This is a genomic window from Ruegeria sp. BHSB172, assembly GCF_059613165.1.
The window spans coordinates 1-15,904 of the sequence record NZ_JBXWRZ010000013.1; the positions used below are offsets into that span (position 1 = coordinate 1).

17 protein-coding genes are annotated in these 15,904 nt (G+C 62.7%); 7 read left to right on the forward strand and 10 right to left on the reverse strand.

Features of this window, described 5'->3' with window-relative positions; genetic code table 11:
* On the reverse strand, positions 1-764 hold a 764-nt coding region (locus tag AC2FM3_RS08925), incomplete at its 3' end, for a vWA domain-containing protein (protein WP_496680775.1).
* Between the two features lie 37 nt (positions 765-801).
* Positions 802-1,710 (reverse strand): AAA family ATPase, encoded by a 909-nt coding sequence (locus AC2FM3_RS08930; protein ID WP_496680776.1) that lies wholly within the window; start codon positions 1,708-1,710, stop codon positions 802-804.
* A gap of 144 nt (positions 1,711-1,854) precedes the next feature.
* Between AC2FM3_RS08930 and pyrC the strand changes: the two genes are divergently transcribed.
* Complete coding sequence (gene pyrC, locus AC2FM3_RS08935) at positions 1,855-2,892, forward strand: dihydroorotase (RefSeq protein ID WP_496680779.1); 1,038 nt, start codon at positions 1,855-1,857, stop codon at positions 2,890-2,892.
* Here the strand turns inward: pyrC and AC2FM3_RS08940 are convergent.
* Together AC2FM3_RS08940 and AC2FM3_RS08945 are read right to left on the reverse strand one after the other, a co-directional pair.
* On the reverse strand, positions 2,889-4,184 hold the full coding sequence (locus AC2FM3_RS08940) for an MmgE/PrpD family protein (protein WP_496680781.1): 1,296 nt from the start codon (positions 4,182-4,184) through the stop codon (positions 2,889-2,891). The two genes, pyrC and AC2FM3_RS08940, sit on opposite strands and share 4 nt — an antisense overlap.
* A gap of 38 nt (positions 4,185-4,222) precedes the next feature.
* Entirely contained in the window at positions 4,223-4,669 is a 447-nt protein-coding gene (locus AC2FM3_RS08945) for a type II toxin-antitoxin system RatA family toxin (protein WP_496680783.1), read from the reverse strand.
* 75 nt (positions 4,670-4,744) lie between these two features.
* Here AC2FM3_RS08945 and hpt point away from each other — a divergent pair, with 75 nt between their 5' ends.
* A complete protein-coding gene (gene hpt / locus AC2FM3_RS08950) occupies positions 4,745-5,287 on the forward strand; it encodes a hypoxanthine phosphoribosyltransferase (RefSeq protein ID WP_496680785.1) in 543 nt (180 codons plus the stop codon).
* A 47-nt stretch (positions 5,288-5,334) separates the two neighbouring features.
* A complete protein-coding gene (locus AC2FM3_RS08955; protein WP_496680788.1) occupies positions 5,335-5,484 on the forward strand; it encodes a hypothetical protein in 150 nt (49 codons plus the stop codon).
* On the opposite strand, the gene AC2FM3_RS08960 is transcribed toward AC2FM3_RS08955, so the two are convergent.
* Complete coding sequence (locus tag AC2FM3_RS08960; RefSeq protein ID WP_496680790.1) at positions 5,474-6,628, reverse strand: amidohydrolase; 1,155 nt, start codon at positions 6,626-6,628, stop codon at positions 5,474-5,476. The genes AC2FM3_RS08955 and AC2FM3_RS08960 overlap by 11 nt on opposite strands.
* A complete protein-coding gene (gene lipA, locus AC2FM3_RS08965; protein ID WP_496680792.1) occupies positions 6,625-7,575 on the reverse strand; it encodes a lipoyl synthase in 951 nt (316 codons plus the stop codon). The genes AC2FM3_RS08960 and lipA overlap by 4 nt, the downstream gene beginning before the upstream one ends.
* A 265-nt stretch (positions 7,576-7,840) precedes the next feature.
* Between lipA and AC2FM3_RS08970 the strand changes: the two genes are divergently transcribed.
* A complete protein-coding gene (locus AC2FM3_RS08970; protein ID WP_496680795.1) occupies positions 7,841-8,389 on the forward strand; it encodes a peroxiredoxin in 549 nt (182 codons plus the stop codon).
* A 48-nt stretch (positions 8,390-8,437) separates the two neighbouring features.
* Here AC2FM3_RS08970 and AC2FM3_RS08975 read toward each other — a convergent pair whose 3' ends face one another.
* Both AC2FM3_RS08975 and AC2FM3_RS08980 read right to left on the reverse strand, forming a co-directional pair.
* Positions 8,438-9,361 carry a LysR substrate-binding domain-containing protein gene (locus AC2FM3_RS08975; protein WP_496680798.1) on the reverse strand — a complete coding sequence of 308 codons (924 nt, stop codon included), beginning with the start codon at positions 9,359-9,361 and terminating at the stop codon, positions 8,438-8,440.
* Between the two features lie 60 nt (positions 9,362-9,421).
* Positions 9,422-10,519: a DUF6456 domain-containing protein gene (locus AC2FM3_RS08980; protein WP_496680799.1), complete on the reverse strand. Its 1,098-nt coding sequence runs from the start codon at positions 10,517-10,519 to the stop codon at positions 9,422-9,424.
* 238 nt (positions 10,520-10,757) lie between these two features.
* Between AC2FM3_RS08980 and AC2FM3_RS08985 the strand changes: the two genes are divergently transcribed.
* Positions 10,758-11,057: a DUF6477 family protein gene (locus tag AC2FM3_RS08985; protein ID WP_496680801.1), complete on the forward strand. Its 300-nt coding sequence runs from the start codon at positions 10,758-10,760 to the stop codon at positions 11,055-11,057.
* On the opposite strand, the gene AC2FM3_RS08990 is transcribed toward AC2FM3_RS08985, so the two are convergent.
* Together AC2FM3_RS08990 and AC2FM3_RS08995 are read right to left on the reverse strand one after the other, a co-directional pair.
* Positions 11,058-12,602, reverse strand: coding sequence for a trimethylamine methyltransferase family protein (locus AC2FM3_RS08990; RefSeq protein ID WP_496680803.1), 1,545 nt, complete (start codon positions 12,600-12,602; stop codon positions 11,058-11,060). It lies immediately after the preceding gene.
* A 140-nt stretch (positions 12,603-12,742) separates the two neighbouring features.
* Entirely contained in the window at positions 12,743-13,180 is a 438-nt protein-coding gene (locus tag AC2FM3_RS08995; RefSeq protein ID WP_496680806.1) for a GNAT family N-acetyltransferase, read from the reverse strand.
* 82 nt (positions 13,181-13,262) lie between these two features.
* Between AC2FM3_RS08995 and guaA the strand changes: the two genes are divergently transcribed.
* Positions 13,263-14,822, forward strand: coding sequence for a glutamine-hydrolyzing GMP synthase (gene guaA, locus AC2FM3_RS09000; RefSeq protein ID WP_496680807.1), 1,560 nt, complete (start codon positions 13,263-13,265; stop codon positions 14,820-14,822).
* Between the two features lie 113 nt (positions 14,823-14,935).
* Complete coding sequence (locus AC2FM3_RS09005; protein WP_496680809.1) at positions 14,936-15,820, forward strand: DMT family transporter; 885 nt, start codon at positions 14,936-14,938, stop codon at positions 15,818-15,820.
* The last annotated feature ends 84 nt before the right edge of the window (positions 15,821-15,904 follow it).

Consider the following 15,904-nt stretch of genomic DNA (forward strand, 5'->3'; position numbering starts at 1 on the left):
GCGTTCGAGACCGTGTGCAGGAAGTGCAGGATGATCCGGCTGTACTGGCTCATCGACCCCGAGATGTCACACAGCGCGATCAGGTTGGGCCAGCGCGGTTTCGGTTGGACCAGCGCGATCTCTCGCAGTTCGCCGCCCTGGCGCATGGCCGCGCGCAAGGTGCGCGCCCGGTCGATCCGCCGACCCAGATGGCTGGCTTGACCACGGCGCGAGGCGATCGGGTCCACAGGCAATTGCAACCGTGCCAGAATGCGCTTGGCCTGCGCGGTTTCCGCGGTGCTCATCTGTTCGAAATCCAGCGACCGCAGCCGTTCCTCGGACGAGGCGGTCTGCGTGGCATCAATCTCGATTTCGCTTTCGCCCTCTTGCTCCGCGCCTTTCGGTTCGTCCCGCTCGACACCGTCCAGCAAGGCCTCGGCCGCGCGTTTTTCGCCGGCCTCGGCCATGCGTTCCTCCTGAACTCCGCGAATGGCCGGCAGCATCATCGACATCATATGCTCCAGATACCTTGGATCGCGCCAGTACAGGCGGAAGATCTGGGCAAACACGGTGCGATGCTCGGGTCGGTTCACGAAACAGGCGTGCAGGGTCCAGTAGAAATCCTGCTTGCGGGTGAAGCCCGCCGCCTGCACCGCGCGGATGGCGTCAACGACGCGGCCGGGGCCGATCGGCAGCCCGGCCTTGCGCAAAGCGCGCGCGAAATGGGTGATGTTCTGCGCCAGTTTCGGATCAGCCGGAATATCCGGCGGAAGCTGTTCGGCCATCGCTAGGCCCCCGGAGTGTTTTGGCGCAACGACGACATCAGACCGGTTCGAGCGTGGATTTGGCCTGATCCAGAATCCGCTTGGCCTCGGAGCCCTGCAGTTTCTGGATGTCGTCCTGGTATTTCAGGATCGCGCCCAGCGTGTCGCCGATCACCTCGGGGCTGAGGTTGATCACGTCCAGCGCCAGCAGGCATTTCGCCCAGTCGATGGTCTCGGCCACACCGGGTTTCTTGAACAGGTCCTCGGTGCGCAGCTGCTGCACAAATGCCACCACTTCGCGGCTCAGCGCCTCGGCGGCCTCGGGCGCGCGGGCGTGCAGGATCTCCAATTCGCGGTCGAAATCGGGGTAATCGACCCAGTGATAAAGGCAGCGGCGCTTGAGCGCATCATGCACCTCGCGCGTGCGGTTCGAGGTGACGATGACGATGGGCGGTTCGGGCGCCTTGATCGTGCCGATCTCTGGGATGGTCACCTGAAAATCGCTCAGCGCCTCCAGCAGGAATGCCTCGAACGGTTCGTCCGTGCGATCCAGCTCGTCGATCAGCAGCACCGGCGGGCCAGCCGGATCGGGCTCCATCGCCTCGAGCAGCGGTCGGCGGATCAGATAGTCGCCGCTGAACAGTTCCTCCTGCAAACCCTTCCGGTCGGACCCTCCGACCGCCTCGGCGGTGCGGATGGCCACCATCTGCGCGGGAAAGTTCCATTCATAGACGGCCGATGACGCATCCAGCCCTTCATAGCATTGCAGCCGGATCAGGCGGCGGCCAAGTCCAGAGGCGAGGGCCTTGGCGATTTCGGTCTTGCCGACACCAGCCTCGCCCTCAAGAAACAGCGGCCGGCCCAGTTTCAGCGACAGGAACACCACGGTGGCCAGGGCGCGGCCACAGACATAGCCCTGTTCGCCCAGCATCTTCTGAACGGCGTCGATGGTATCTGGCTGGCTCATGTGTCTCTATCTCCCTTGGCACAACAGGTCATGGCTGCCGCTGCGCGTCAAGACCGTGATCTTTCCGGGACTTGCGGCAATCTGGTCGTCTGGCAAGGTTTGTTGTCACTTTCCCGTGCGGCCTACCTGTGCTAGCCCGGCGCCATGACCGATACTCTGACGCTCCGCCGCCCCGATGACTGGCACCTGCATCTGCGCGATGGCGCCATGCTGCAGGCCGTCTTGCCCGAAACCGCCCGCCATTTCGCGCGGGCCATCATCATGCCCAATCTTGTGCCCCCGGTGGTGACCGGCGCTCAGGCCGCGTCCTATCGCGACCGTATCCTGGCCGCCCTGCCCGAAGGCATGAGCTTTGAGCCGTTGATGACCCTGTACCTAACCGAGGATACCGACCCCGACGACATGGCTGCGGCCCATGCCAGCGGTCTGGTCAAGGCGGTCAAGCTGTACCCGGCAGGGGCCACGACCAACTCGGCCTCGGGCGTGCGGAATTTCGACATGGTGCGCCCCGTGCTGGAACGGATGGCCGAGATCGGCCTGCCGCTCTGCGTGCATGGCGAGGTCACCGATGCCGAGGTTGACATCTTCGACCGCGAGGCGGTGTTCATCGACCGCGTTCTGGACCCGATCCGCAAGGCCACGCCGGGCCTGCGCGTGGTGATGGAGCATATCACCACCCGCGACGGAGTGGGGTATGTGCGCGCAAACGAAACCGACCTGGGCGCCACGATCACTGCGCATCACCTGATCATCAACCGCAACCACATCCTTGTGGGCGGGATCAAGCCGCACTACTACTGCCTGCCCGTCGCCAAACGCGAAGAGCACCGAAAGGCTCTGGTCGATGCCGCGACCTCGGGCGACGAACGGTTCTTTCTGGGGACTGACAGTGCCCCGCATACGGACGCCAACAAAGAGACGTCCTGCGGCTGCGCGGGATGTTTCACCGCCACGAACACCATGTCGCTGGTGGCCGAGGTCTTTGACCGCGCGGGTGCTCTGGACAAGCTGGAAGGGTTTACCTCGGTCAACGGGTCCAGGTTCTACCGGCTGCCCGTCAACGATCAGACCATCACCCTGCAGAAGGGCGAACCGGTCACCTACCCCGACAAGATCGAAACGCGCGATGGCCCGGTCACCGTGTTCGACCCCGGCTTCCCGCTGCACTGGCGCGTGGTCTAGTCAACCAATCGTTTTGCCAGATCCGCTGCGCGCCCGCCGGTGCGCAGCATCGACCAGATCGCATCCGCTTCGTCCGCGCCGATCAGTTTGGCGGCCTTGCCGCGCACGCGATCCTCGTGGTCGGACAAGGCCATCGGCGCAGCCAGATCGTGGGTCGCCTCGCGCCGTACCCCGTCCCGCCGCAACAGCGCCAAGCGGGCCTCAGTCTCGGACAGCGTTTCGTCCGCTTCGACCGTGATCCGGTCGCGCAGCGATTGCAGGCGCGGATCGGCGCAGACCTTGTCCGTGTAGCTTTCAGGCAGGCCGGTATCGTATCCCAATGCCTGCATTGCGATCACCGTCCGATAGGAAAACTTGGCGCCCAGCCCGGTTGTCGGCACGGTCTGATTGCAGACGCTCATCCATCGGGGATGGGTGCGAATCTTGATCTCGGCCACCTCGGGTTCGGCGATGTCCAGATCGCGCGCCGCCTCGAGCGCGGCGTGCAGCCCGTGGCAGCAGGCGTGGAACTTGTGGCTGACACTTTCGATCAGCCACTCATCCCCAAGTCCCGACAGAGCTGAGGCTTTATCATCGGCACCGTGATGCGTCGCGCCAAACCCGAACGGACCGGTCAGGGCGTCGGGATTGGGAACGAACCCCCGCTGCACCAGCAGCGCGGCCTCGACCCCGACCGAAGCCGCCTGCCCCGCATTGTAAGGCTTGCCCATGGTGCCAAACTGCGCCTTGAGGCCCGCCGCCCGGGTCGCGGTCAGCCCCAGAATCCGGCGCATGGCCGCCGGATCGCATCCCAGCAGGCGGGCAGCTGCCACGGCCGCTCCGAACGCCCCCGCCGTCGCGGTCTGGTGAAACCCGACCTGATAATGCCCGCGCCCCAGCCAAAGGCCGACACGGATGGACAGTTCCATCCCCACCAATGCCGCCTCGAGCAAATCGACGATGGGCTGGTCCTGCCATTCGGCCACGGCCAGCGCGGCGGGAATCACCGCCACCGACGGGTGGCCGATATGGGCGAAATGCGTGTCGTCATAGTCCAGCGCGTGCGACACCGTGCCGTTGACCAAAGGCGCCGCGCGCACCGGCGCGGCCCCGCCGCCGAACAGGGTGGCCTGTCCGGACCCGCCTTCGTCCAGCACCATCCCTCGCAGGATGCGCGAGACCGGTTCGTTGACGCCTGCGCGCCCGACCGCCAACCAATCGAGCGCGGACAAAGACGTGACGATCCGAGCCTGCGCAGTCGTGGACACGGGACCCGCGGCGAATTCGGAAAGAGCGCTTGTGAAATCAGTCATGCGGCGCAGTCTAACGTACGCCCGCGCCGGGTAAACCCTCAGCCGTAGAGGCTGGCCGCGCGTTGTTCGAAGGCACGCACGATCCGGTGCATTGCCTCGTTGAAGACCACGCCGATGATGCCTTGCAACACGGCGTTCTTGAACTCGAAATCCACGTGGAAGGACACGTTGCAGCCGCCCTCGGGAGCGTCCTCGAAATGCCAGTCGGATTTCATGTATTTGAACGGGCCGTCCAGGTATTCGGTGTCGATTTTCCTTTGGTCGGGGTATAGCGTCACCCGGCTGCCGAACCGTTCGCGGAACACCTTGAACGAGATCACCAGATCGGCCTCCATCACCTGCGCCTCGCCCGCCGCATAGGTCCTCCGGATCCGCGCGGCTGCACACCAAGGCAGAAACTCGGGGTATTTCGCCACATCCGCGACCAGATCATACACCTGCTGCGCGCTGTATGGGAGGTGGCGAGTTTCCGAATGAGTGGGCATGGCAACCTGGGCATTTGAAACGTGACAATGGCGCGTCATGTCGTATGTTGCGCGCCAAAGATCAAGGGGGCAGCCATGAGCCAGCGCGCATATGTGATAGATGAGATGATCTCGGCCAAGGCCATCGCGGCACGGATCGAGGAATTGTGCCGCGAAATCACTCGCGAATTCGGCGATACCGACAAGCTGGTGGTCGTAGGCCTGCTACGCGGCAGCTTCGTGTTCATCGCCGACCTGGTACGCGAACTGGACCTGCCGATCGAGGTCGATTTTCTTGAGGCGTCCTCCTATGGCGATTCAATGGAAAGCAGCCGGGAAGTGCGCATTCTCAAAGACTTGCGCGGCGCAATTGAAGGACGCGACGTGCTGGTGGTCGAAGATATCGTCGACACGGGGCACACGCTGAACCACGTCACCAACCTGTTGCGCAGCCGCCAGCCAAAACGGCTCAAGTCGATTGCCCTGCTGGACAAACCCAGCCGCCGCGAGGTTGATTTCCGCGCCAATTGGATCGGCTTTGAGATCCCGGACGAATTCGTCGTGGGCTATGGCATCGACTATGCGCAACGCAACCGCAACCTGCCCTTCATCGGCAAGGTCCGCTTTACCCAAGACTGATCCCGCCGCGGATTCGAGGCCCCATGATCCTGCGCCACCTTCTGCGAATGTCCCGCTGGGCGCGCAATCCGCCCTCGGACCAGCGGGTCAAGCTGGTACTGGGTCTAATCGTGTTGTGTCTGCTAATTGCGGTTATCGAATACATGGGCTGGTGGCCCGAATGGGCAACCAGCCAGCCGCGCAAGCTCAGCCCGTGACCGGCGCGTCCAGCACCTGACGGATTGCCGCCAGAAAGATGCCCGCGCCGACAGGTATCAGCGCGTCAGGGAAGTCATAGTCGGGGTTGTGCAGTTGCGGATGGTCAACCCCGGCCCCCAGCCAGAACATGCCGGTTTTCGACCCCTTGGCGAATTGCCCGAAATCCTCCGAGAACCGTTGCGGCGCGGTGGTCAGGCGCGGTTGCACCCCGGCCTGTGCGCAGGCTTGAGCCAGGATCTGCACGGCCTCCGGGTGGTTGACGCAGGCCTCGAACACGTCGTCATAGGTGATCTCGACACCCAGCCCCTCGTCGGCCGCGGCCTCGCAGACCAGCGCCTCGGCCTGATCGACCAGTTGCGCCATGCGCGCGTCCGAGACGGTGCGCAGCGTCACCCATATCTCGGCCTCGCCGGGCGCCACGCCGAATGTCGGGGCCCCTAGTTGGGCGTGGGTGACGGTGGTCAGCGTGTAATCCTCGGTCAGCTCTCCGCCCGGCCCCAAGGCAGCCAAGGCCGGCATCAACTCGACCATGGCCGAGGCCGGCGACAGGCCGTCCTGCGGGGCCGCGGCGTGCGAGGTCTTGCCCGTCAGCCGCACCCGCATCCCGCGTGAGGCGCAATTGGCCGGGCCAGAGCACAGTTCGACCGCGCCCAGGTCCAGCCCCGGCAGGTTATGCAGGGAAAACAGGAAATCGGGCTGTATTCCAGCGTATTGCGGGTCGTTCCGAAAATCGCGTGCGCCCTGACCGGTCTCTTCGGCAGGCTGGAAGATCAGCACGACCCGACCGCGCGACACCGGCGTTTGCGCCAAGTCCAGCGCTACGCCCAGCACCATGGCCATGTGGCCGTCATGGCCGCACAGATGACTTTTGCCCGGAATCTGCGAGCAATAGGGTTTTCCCGGCACCTCCAAAATCGGCAGCGCGTCCAGTTCGCAGCGGATGCCCACGGCCGGCCCCGGCTGGCCCGAGTCGAACACGGCCGCGACCCCGTGCCCACCGATTCCGGTCAGAACCCGGCCGCCCACACCACGCAATTGCTCGGCGATGAAGGCGGCCGTTTCAGACTCTTCACCCGAGACCTCGGGCCGTTGGTGCAACGCATGGCGCAGCGCAGTCAGTTGCGCCAGCGCTTGCGGCGTCACGCCTGCCCCAGCTTTTTCTGTCGCGCTGCTCGCAGGCGCGCGAAATCATCGCCCGCATGGTAAGACGAGCGGGTCAGCGGCGTGGCCGAAACCATCAGGAACCCTTTGCCATAGGCGGCTTTTTCATAGGCCGCGAATTCTTCGGGCGTGACAAAGCGGTCCACGCGGTGGTGTTTGGGCGTGGGCTGCAGATACTGGCCGATGGTCAGGAAATCTATGTCGGCGGCGCGCATGTCGTCCATGACCTGGCGCACCTGCTGTTCGTTCTCGCCCAGACCAACCATGATCCCCGACTTGGTGAAGATCGACGGGTCCAATTCCTTGACTCTCTGCAGCAGCCGCAGTGAGTGGAAATAGCGCGCGCCCGGGCGCACCTCGGGGTACAGGCCCGGCACGGTTTCAAGATTGTGGTTGAACACGTCCGGCTTGGCCGCGACCACGGTTTCCAGAACCGACGGATCGCATTTCAGGAAATCCGGTGTCAGGATTTCGATCGTGGTGTTGGGGGAGCGGTGACGTACCGCGCGGATGGTCTGAGCGAAATGCTCGGCCCCACCATCGGCCAGATCGTCGCGGTCAACCGAGGTGATGACGACATGGTTCAGGCCCAGCTTTTCCACCGCATGTGCCACCCGGCCCGGTTCGAACGCGTCCAACGCATCGGGGCGACCGGTGGCGATGTTGCAGAAGGTGCAGCCACGGGTGCAGATCTCGCCCATGATCATCATGGTCGCATGGCCCTGGCTCCAGCATTCGCCCACGTTCGGGCATCCGGCCTCTTCGCAGACGGTGACCAGGTTGTTGTCGCGCATGATCCGGCGCGTGTCGGCATAGCCCTTGCCGCCGGGCGCTTTCACCCGAATCCAGCTGGGCTTTTTCGGCTGCGCATTGTCGGGCTTATGCGCCTTTTCCGGGTGACGTTGTTCAGGGATTTTCAGATCGCGCACGGGGCCGGTTTCCTGACTTTGGGTCAATTTGGTTGGTGCATAACATAAACCGGTCGGATGTATTACGCCAGCCATGCATAGCTGCCATGCGTCAGCGTTTTGCAGATGCAGAATACAAGCGCGATTTTCTAGGAGATCGACGCTGATTTCGACATGTTTTCAGCATACAAGAGGATTTTCGCAAACGCAGCACATCCCGTGTTGAAGCCGGTTTGGAATCGTTTTAACCCACGGGCCGAATTAATGTGAATCACAGGAGATGCCCATGAAAACCGGTGCCAAGCTACCCGACGTGACGTTCCACACCCGCGTGCGCGACGACTCGATCGAAGGGCCCAACCCGTTCCGCTGGGAAGACAAGACCACGGCCGATTACTTCGCAGGCAAGCGGGTCATCCTGTTCTCGCTGCCCGGTGCGTTCACCCCCACCTGCTCGACCTACCAACTGCCGGGGTTCGAGAACAACTACGAGGCGTTCAAGGCCAAGGGCATCGACGAGATCTACTGCATGTCAGTCAATGACAGCTTTGTCATGAACAAATGGGCACAGGATCAGGGGCTGAAGAACGTCAAGGTCATCCCCGACGGGTCGGGCGAGTTCACTCGCAAGATAGGTATGCTGGTCGACAAGGCCAATCTGGGCTTTGGCATGCGGTCGTGGCGCTATGCCGCCATCATCAAAGATGGCGTGGTCGAGGCGTGGTTCGAAGAGCCCGGCCTGATGGACAACTGCCCCGAGGACCCCTATGGCGTTTCGTCGCCCGAAAACCTGATGAAGCACCTGGAAAAAGCCCAGCAGCCCGAAATGGCCTGAGGCGTCAACCAGCCTCCATGCAAAGGGCTCGCCAAGTGCGGGCCCTTTTTAGTTCCGGGTTTCTGACACGATGCTTTCGCCTACCTGCCGGATCACCTGGGCCAGTTGATCGAACCACACCGCCCCATCCGACGAGTCGCGCCGCACAAGGCCGATCTGCCGAGCGGGCTCCGGGGCGCCGAACCGCAGCAGTTTCAGCCCCGGAACGGCTTTGGTCTCGGAACGCGCCGCTAACTCAGGGATCAGGGTCAGGCCAAACCCCTCGGCCACCAACCGCGACAGCGTGGCCAATGACGATGCGCCCATGTTGATATGGGCGCTGGTCCGGTCCTGACCGCACACCTCAAGCGCCTGATCCGTAAGGCAGTGCCCGTCTTCCAGCAGCATCAGCTGGGCTGCATTCAGGTCGATCGGGCGCAGAGCGTCGGGGCTGACGGTCAGGCTGTTCAGGCGTGTCTCGCTGCCAGCAAGCAGAAAGCGATCCTCGAACAGAGGCACCTCGTCCATGCCGCGCGAACCCACCGGCAGGGCCAGCACGGCGGCGTCGATCTCTCCCGCTTTCAGCATCGACAGCAGCCGCTCGGTGCGCGCCTCTCGCACCTGCACGCGCAGGGACACATCCGCTGACCGCAGACCAGCCAGGACATCCGGCAACAGATACGGTGCGACGGTCGGGATCAAACCGACCGACAGACTGCGATGCCCGGTGGAGTTGTCACGCGCAAACCGATCCAACCGTTCGGCCGCGCCCAAAATGCGCCGTGCGTGCTCAAGCGCATCGCGCCCCAACGGCGTCAGCAGAACATCACGGGCGCGCCTTTCAAATAGCGGCCCGCCCATGATGTCTTCCAACGCCCGGATCTGCACCGATAGTGCCGGTTGAGAAACGTGACACACCTGAGCAGCCCGGCCAAAGTTGCGCTGCTCGGCCACAGCGCGGAAGTATTGCAGCTGTCTGAGGGTGAAATTCATAATCCCTGACTATCACCTACGACGGCTATCGCAAGCAAAACCAATGAAGTTCGCGGCAGATCACCCGATCCGCCGGTCGCTCTCCGCCTGCATTTCGTAATGCCGCTTAAGCCGCTGGAGCGCGATCCGCAGCACGATCTTGCCCGAGCGCGCCGACCAGCCCATGCGTTTCTCGGCCAGTTCCAACCCTTCCAGATAGCAGCAGCAGCGCAAGGCCACATCGCTTAGCCCCGGCCCCAGATCCGACAACGCGCGGGCCACGCGGTCGCGTGCCTCGGAGGACCCCCGCGCAACCGGCGCATCGCCCTCGAACCCGACGCGCCCGCCGCCGGTCAGGAACCTGTCCCAGTTCTGCGTGACCTGTGGCCCCAACTGAGCCAACTCAAAATCTTCCCGCAGCCGTTCGCCGGCGCGCACCAGACTTTCATCCAGAAACGGCTTTCCATCCCGGTCCCGCCGACGCGCGAGGGCGACCAGAGGGCTTTCGGCGGCAGTGTAGCGGATCCGACGCGCGCGCGGGGCGTGGCTCGGCCGTGCCGCGTTGCGATGCTGAAACGCTGCCGGAGCCTCGGCCATGCCGAATTCCGCCCTTGCCCTGGCTCGGTTTTCCGCATCCGCGATCAACTGACCCAGCGCCGTTCGCCCTGTCGGGGTGATCCGATAGCGGCTGATCCGTCCGGGATTGTCGCACGAGATCCAGTCTTTCAAAGCCAAGGCCTGCGCGATCTTGCAATCGACAACGGCGGTCCGGGTCGCGCCGGCCGCTCCGCTGTCGCGCACCACGACGGCTTTGTCCATGTCCTCGGCAACGGCCAGAACAGCGCCGGTTTCACACAGGCGGCGCAGCACGCGAAGGGCCTCGCGGTTGAACTCCTCGTCTTCGGCCGTCAATTCGCACGGCGTGGGTTCTTCGTCTGCCTCTTGCCGCCGGCTCTGGTCGGCGAAATGGGTTTGCGCAAGCGATTGCAATGCTGCATCGACCAGCGGATCGTCGCGCCGCATTTCGATGCGTCGGATCTGCCTGAGTATGGTTGACGCGTGGCATCCGGCCGATCGTGCAAGATCCCGGATCGACCGCCCCGCTTCGGTATGGGCCAGATAGCGCTGCGCGCCCTCGGGGACCCAGGTTGGAACGGTGGAAGCCATGATGTTGTCCATTGTTGTACGCCCTCGTCGACAAACCAAACTGCCAGTATCCGCCGTTGGATAAAGTGTTAACCAAATCTAACTAGGGTTGGTTTCGTTACTCGTTCGTTAACCACCAACGGCGCCAACCAGAATTGATTCAAAATCATAAACAGTGGTGAAACCATCGTTCGGAGAGAGCCTGGAGAAGGCAACACCCGCTCAGGTTGTGCAACGGTGAGGCATCCAACATAGAACAAAGGATTGCCCGATGCAGGACCTGACCACGATGATCACATCCCTTCGCCGTCCCCGCCTGTTGGCTCGGGCGGCCAAACTGGGGGCACGGGACTACGACCGCAACAGGCATTTGCAGCGTGTGCTGGGTTTTGGCGCCCTGCCCGGTTCGGGGGCGGCGCTGATACGGCTGTTGGAGTTGGAGCGCGAGATGGAAGACCGGCGGCGCATCAACGATCCGGCCTATTCTCTGGTCCGTCACCTGGACATTTTGATCGCACTGGCGGGCGAGGCGCAGCTATATCAGGTCAGCCGCGCCCCGGCCTGTCACTAATCAGGAGAAGGCGTCGGGCATCGACGCTTTCTTTTCTTCGACATAGGCGGTCAGCGCGGCCAGTTTCTCGGGGTCGAGATGCGGTTGCTGGTAATGGGCCAGCAGATGTTCGACCCGGACCGAGGCCAGAGTGCGCGTGTCGCGCGCGCCCTCTTCTTCCCAGGTTTCAAAGGGCTTGTAGTCCAGAAGCTCAGTCTTCCAGAACGCGTCCTTGAAGTTGGCCTGGGTATGGGCACAGCCCAAGTAGTGACCGCCCGGCCCCACCTCGCGGATTGCGTCCATGGCCTGCGCGTTCTCATCATATGCAACGCCCTTGGCCATTGCGTGCAGAACGCCAAGCTGGTCGGCATCCATCACGAATTTCTCGAAATCCGCCACCAGGCCGCCCTCCAGCCAGCCGCAGGCATGCAACATAAAGTTGACGCCCGACAGCAAGCCCGTATTCAGCGAGTTCGCGGTTTCGTATGCGGCCTGCGCGTCCGGCAGTTTCGAGCCGCAGAACGACCCGGCCGAGCGGTAAGGAAGGTTCAAACGACGCGCCAGTTGGCCCGCACCATAAGTGATGAGCGACGCTTCGGGAGTGCCGAAGGTCGGCGCGCCCGAGTTCATGTCGATCGACGACACGAAAGCGCCAAAGATGGCAGGCGCGCCGGGACGGATGATCTGGCTGTAGGCCACACCGGCCAGAACCTCGGCCAGCACCTGGGTCAGCGTCCCCGCGACCGAGACCGGCGCCATCGCGCCGCCCACGATGAAGGGCGAGATGATGCAGGCCTGGTTGTTGCGCGCATAGACTTCCAGCGACCCCATCATCACGTCGTCGAACGTCATCGGCGAGTTGATGTTGGTGAGCGAGGTCATCACGGTGTTTTCCTGCACGAACTCTTTGCCGAACAGAATCTCGCACATCTCGACCGAATCCTGCGCCCGGCTGGGATCGGTCACCGAACCCATGAAGGGTTTGTCGGACAGCGTCATATGCGCCATCAGCATGTCGAGATGCCGCTTGTTCACCGGAATGTCGGTGGGTTCGCAGACGGTGCCACCCGAGTGGTGCAGCCACTTGGACATGTAGGCCAGTTTCACGAACTTGTTGAAATCGTCCATCGTGGCATAGCGGCGCCCGCCTTTGGCATCGCGCACGAAGGGCGGTCCATAGACCGGAGCCAACACCAGGTTGCGCCCGCCGATCACCACCGATTTCTCGGGGTTGCGGGCGTGCTGCGTGAACTGGCTGGGCGCGGTCTTGATCAACTCGCGCGCAAGGCCCCGCGGGATGCGTACCCGTTCCCCGTCCACATCGGCCCCGGCGTCGCGCCAGCGTTCCAGTGCCGCCGGGTTGTCGACGAAATTGACGCCGACTTCTTCCAGCACGGTCTCCGCGTTGGTTTCGATGATCTCCAGCGCCTCGTCGTTCAGAACCTCAAAGTTCGGAATGTTGCGCTCGATGTATTTCGCCGTTTCGATCCGAACCGCCGTGCGTTCGGCCCGGCGGGCGGCGCCGCCGCCACCGCGCGCTCTGCGTCGGGTGTTTGCCTCTGCCATCAGATGACCCCGTGTGACTGTTTAGGTTGGTATGTGTGTTACTGGAATCTAGCGCGCCATCAGATGTGATTTCCGGCGCATTGGGGGAAAAAGCGACATAGTGCGTCAGGTCAACCCCTCAAATCTGGCGCATTCGGGGATCACAGGGGTTTCTCAAAGTAGACCTTGTTGCCCTGCGCGGCGACCTCGTTCCAGCCCAGATGCCGGTACATCGCGCAGGTATTCTTCATCATGCGGTGGGTCGTCAGCTTCAACCGGTCGCACCCTGACCTGATGGCCTGGGCTTCCGCCTGGGCCAGCAGCTTGCGGGCCACCCCCTGCCCCTGTACAACCGGCGAAACCGCCAGGTTGAACACCATCATCGCCTGCCCCACGGGCCCGAAGACGATCACACCCAAAATCTCGCCCTGCACCACCGCTAAGATGACCGAATGCCGCGCAATGTCGTCCTCGAGTCCGGCCGCGACATCTGGCAGATCGGGAATCCGCGCCGCCGGGTCCGCATAGGCGGCCCGGATACATGCGCGAATGGAGTCCGTGTCCCCCACAACAGCAGGTCTAAGCGTGATTTCGGTCATTCGGTGCGCTCCGCGTCACTCTTTCCCGCCAAATGACGTCAAGGCGCTTGCACATGCAAGGCTTCCGACCTAAAGGCCGGGTATGACCGAGACATCCCATGACCGCCTTCTGATCATCGACTTCGGCAGCCAGGTGACGCAGCTGATCGCGCGCCGCCTGCGCGAGTTGAACGTCTATTGCGAAATCCACCCCTACCAGAACGTCACGATGGATTTCGTGCGGGACATGGCCCCGCGCGCCATCATCTTTTCGGGCGGACCGGACAGCGTAACCCGCGAAGGTTCGCCGCGTGTTCCGCAAGAGATCTTCGACTATGGCGTTCCGATCCTTGGCATCTGCTATGGCCAGCAGGTCATGATGCACCAGCTGGGCGGCAAGGTCGAAAGCGGCCACGGCACCGCCGAGTTCGGGCGGGCCTTCGTGACGCCGCGCGGCAAGCTCGACCTGCTCGAGGGCTGGTTCACCGATGGCAAAGAACAGGTCTGGATGAGCCACGGCGACCATGTCAGCCAAATCGCACCGGGGTTCGAGGTGTTCGGCACCTCGCCCAACGCGCCCTTTGCGATCACCGCCGATACCAACCGCCATTTCTATGCCGTTCAGTTCCACCCCGAGGTGCACCACACCCCCAAGGGCGCAAAACTATACGAGAATTTCGTGAAACTGGCCGGGTTCAAGGGCGACTGGACCATGGGCGCCTATCGCGACGAGATGATCCGCAAGATCCGCGAACAGGTCGGCGACAAGAAAGTGATCTGCGGTCTGTCGGGCGGTGTCGACAGCTCGGTCGCGGCGATTCTGATCCACGAAGCGATCGGCGACCAGCTGACCTGCGTTTTCGTCGATCACGGTCTGCTGCGCAAGAACGAGGCGCAGGAAGTCGTCTCGATGTTCCGCGACAACTACAACATCCAACTGATCCACGCGGATGAAAGCGAGCTGTTCCTGGGCGAGCTCGAGGGCGTCTCGGACCCCGAGACGAAGCGCAAGATCATCGGGAAGCTGTTCATCGACGTGTTTCAGAAGCATGCCGACACAATCGAAGGCGCCGAGTTTCTGGCCCAGGGCACGCTCTACCCAGATGTCATTGAATCGGTGTCGTTTTCCGGTGGCCCGTCAGTCACGATCAAATCGCATCACAACGTCGGCGGCCTGCCCGAAAAGATGGGCCTGAAGCTGGTCGAGCCGCTGCGCGAGCTGTTCAAGGACGAGGTGCGCGCGCTGGGCCGTGAACTGGGCCTGCCGCCTAGCTTCATCGGCCGCCACCCCTTCCCCGGACCGGGCCTGGCCATCCGTTGCCCGGGCGAGATCACCCGCGAAAAGCTGCAAATCCTGCGCGAGGCCGACGCGATCTATATCGACCAGATCCGCAAACATGGCCTGTATGACGAGATCTGGCAGGCCTTCGTCGCGATCCTTCCGGTGCGCACGGTCGGCGTGATGGGCGACGGGCGCACCTATGACTATGCCTGCGCCTTGCGGGCGGTGACATCTGTCGATGGAATGACGGCCGATTACTACCCGTTCAGCCACGAATTCCTGAGCGAAACCGCCACCCGGATCATCAACGAGGTCAAGGGCATCAACCGCTGCACCTATGACATCACATCCAAGCCTCCTGGCACGATCGAATGGGAATGACACGAAGAGCCGGGCCCTGACCCGGCTTTTTTGTTGTTGTTCCAACCGCCTGTGTCTGGTTCGCTTCTCCGGCGATAGCGCAGGGATTCGGAATGAATGAGAACGCAAGGACGATGGTCAAAACGGCACTGTGGATGACCGGCGCCATCGCGTCGTTTTCCTCTATGGCCGTTGCGGGGCGCGAGCTGAGCGCCGTCCACGATACGTTCGAGATCATGATGTACCGCAGCGTCGTCGGTGTGATCGTGGTCGCCACCATTCTGACGCTGACCCAAAAATGGCATCAAGTTTCGACCCGGCGGTTCGGGCTGCATCTTGTTCGTAACACGGTGCATTTCGCGGGCCAGAACCTGTGGTTCTACGCGGTCAGTGTCATTCCTCTAGCGCAGGTTTTCGCGCTGGAATTCACGCAGCCGATCTGGGTCATTCTGCTGTCGCCCCTGTTGCTGGGCGAGCGCCTGACCCCGACACGCGCGCTGTCGGCTGTGATCGGGTTTGTCGGAGTACTGATCGTGACCCGCCCCGGCGCCACCTCGATTTCGCCGGGAGTGATGGCCGCGACAGCCTCGGCGGTTTTCTTTGCGTTGACAACGATTTCGACCAAAAAGCTGACACAGTTTGCCAGCATTGGCTGCATCGTCTTCTGGTTGACCAGCATGCAGGCGGTCATGGGGCTTGCTGCATCGGGTATCGACGGGCAGATCGCGGCGCCGACCCTGCAAACAGCGCCCTTCCTGCTGCTGGTCGGGCTGGCGGGGCTGTTGGCGCATTTCTGCATCACCAACGCGCTGGCCATCGCACCCGCCACCGTAGTGATCCCGTTTGACTTTGCACGTCTGCCGACGATCGCGGTTGTGGGGATGCTGTTGTATCGCGAACCGCTCAACCATTGGACACTGCTGGGAGCTGCCGTGATTTTCGGCGGTATTTTCCTAAACGTTCGAGCCGAAGGCCGTAGCAATTCTGCAACACGACATCGGGGTACACAAAACAACTAACGTTCGGTCATAGGTTGACGTTTTTTTAAACTCCGCGTGAATAGGGTTCATCGAATTCATCGCCACAAACACTCACCACAAAAG

Bases quoted from the DNA above. Each gene is read 5' to 3' on its own strand.
- AC2FM3_RS08930 (WP_496680776.1), bottom strand. From the start codon at position 1,710: ATGAGCCAGCCAGATACCATCGACGCCGTTCAGAAGATGCTGGGCGAA.
- pyrC (WP_496680779.1), top strand. From the start codon at position 1,855: ATGACCGATACTCTGACGCTCCGCCGCCCCGATGACTGGCACCTGCAT.
- AC2FM3_RS08940 (WP_496680781.1), bottom strand. From the start codon at position 4,184: ATGACTGATTTCACAAGCGCTCTTTCCGAATTCGCCGCGGGTCCCGTG.
- AC2FM3_RS08945 (WP_496680783.1), bottom strand. From the start codon at position 4,669: ATGCCCACTCATTCGGAAACTCGCCACCTCCCATACAGCGCGCAGCAG.
- hpt (WP_496680785.1), top strand. From the start codon at position 4,745: ATGAGCCAGCGCGCATATGTGATAGATGAGATGATCTCGGCCAAGGCC.
- AC2FM3_RS08955 (WP_496680788.1), top strand. From the start codon at position 5,335: ATGTCCCGCTGGGCGCGCAATCCGCCCTCGGACCAGCGGGTCAAGCTG.
- AC2FM3_RS08970 (WP_496680795.1), top strand. From the start codon at position 7,841: ATGAAAACCGGTGCCAAGCTACCCGACGTGACGTTCCACACCCGCGTG.
- AC2FM3_RS08975 (WP_496680798.1), bottom strand. From the start codon at position 9,361: ATGAATTTCACCCTCAGACAGCTGCAATACTTCCGCGCTGTGGCCGAG.
- AC2FM3_RS08980 (WP_496680799.1), bottom strand. From the start codon at position 10,519: ATGGACAACATCATGGCTTCCACCGTTCCAACCTGGGTCCCCGAGGGC.
- AC2FM3_RS08985 (WP_496680801.1), top strand. From the start codon at position 10,758: ATGCAGGACCTGACCACGATGATCACATCCCTTCGCCGTCCCCGCCTG.
- AC2FM3_RS08990 (WP_496680803.1), bottom strand. From the start codon at position 12,602: ATGGCAGAGGCAAACACCCGACGCAGAGCGCGCGGTGGCGGCGGCGCC.
- AC2FM3_RS08995 (WP_496680806.1), bottom strand. From the start codon at position 13,180: ATGACCGAAATCACGCTTAGACCTGCTGTTGTGGGGGACACGGACTCC.
- guaA (WP_496680807.1), top strand. From the start codon at position 13,263: ATGACCGAGACATCCCATGACCGCCTTCTGATCATCGACTTCGGCAGC.
- AC2FM3_RS09005 (WP_496680809.1), top strand. From the start codon at position 14,936: ATGGTCAAAACGGCACTGTGGATGACCGGCGCCATCGCGTCGTTTTCC.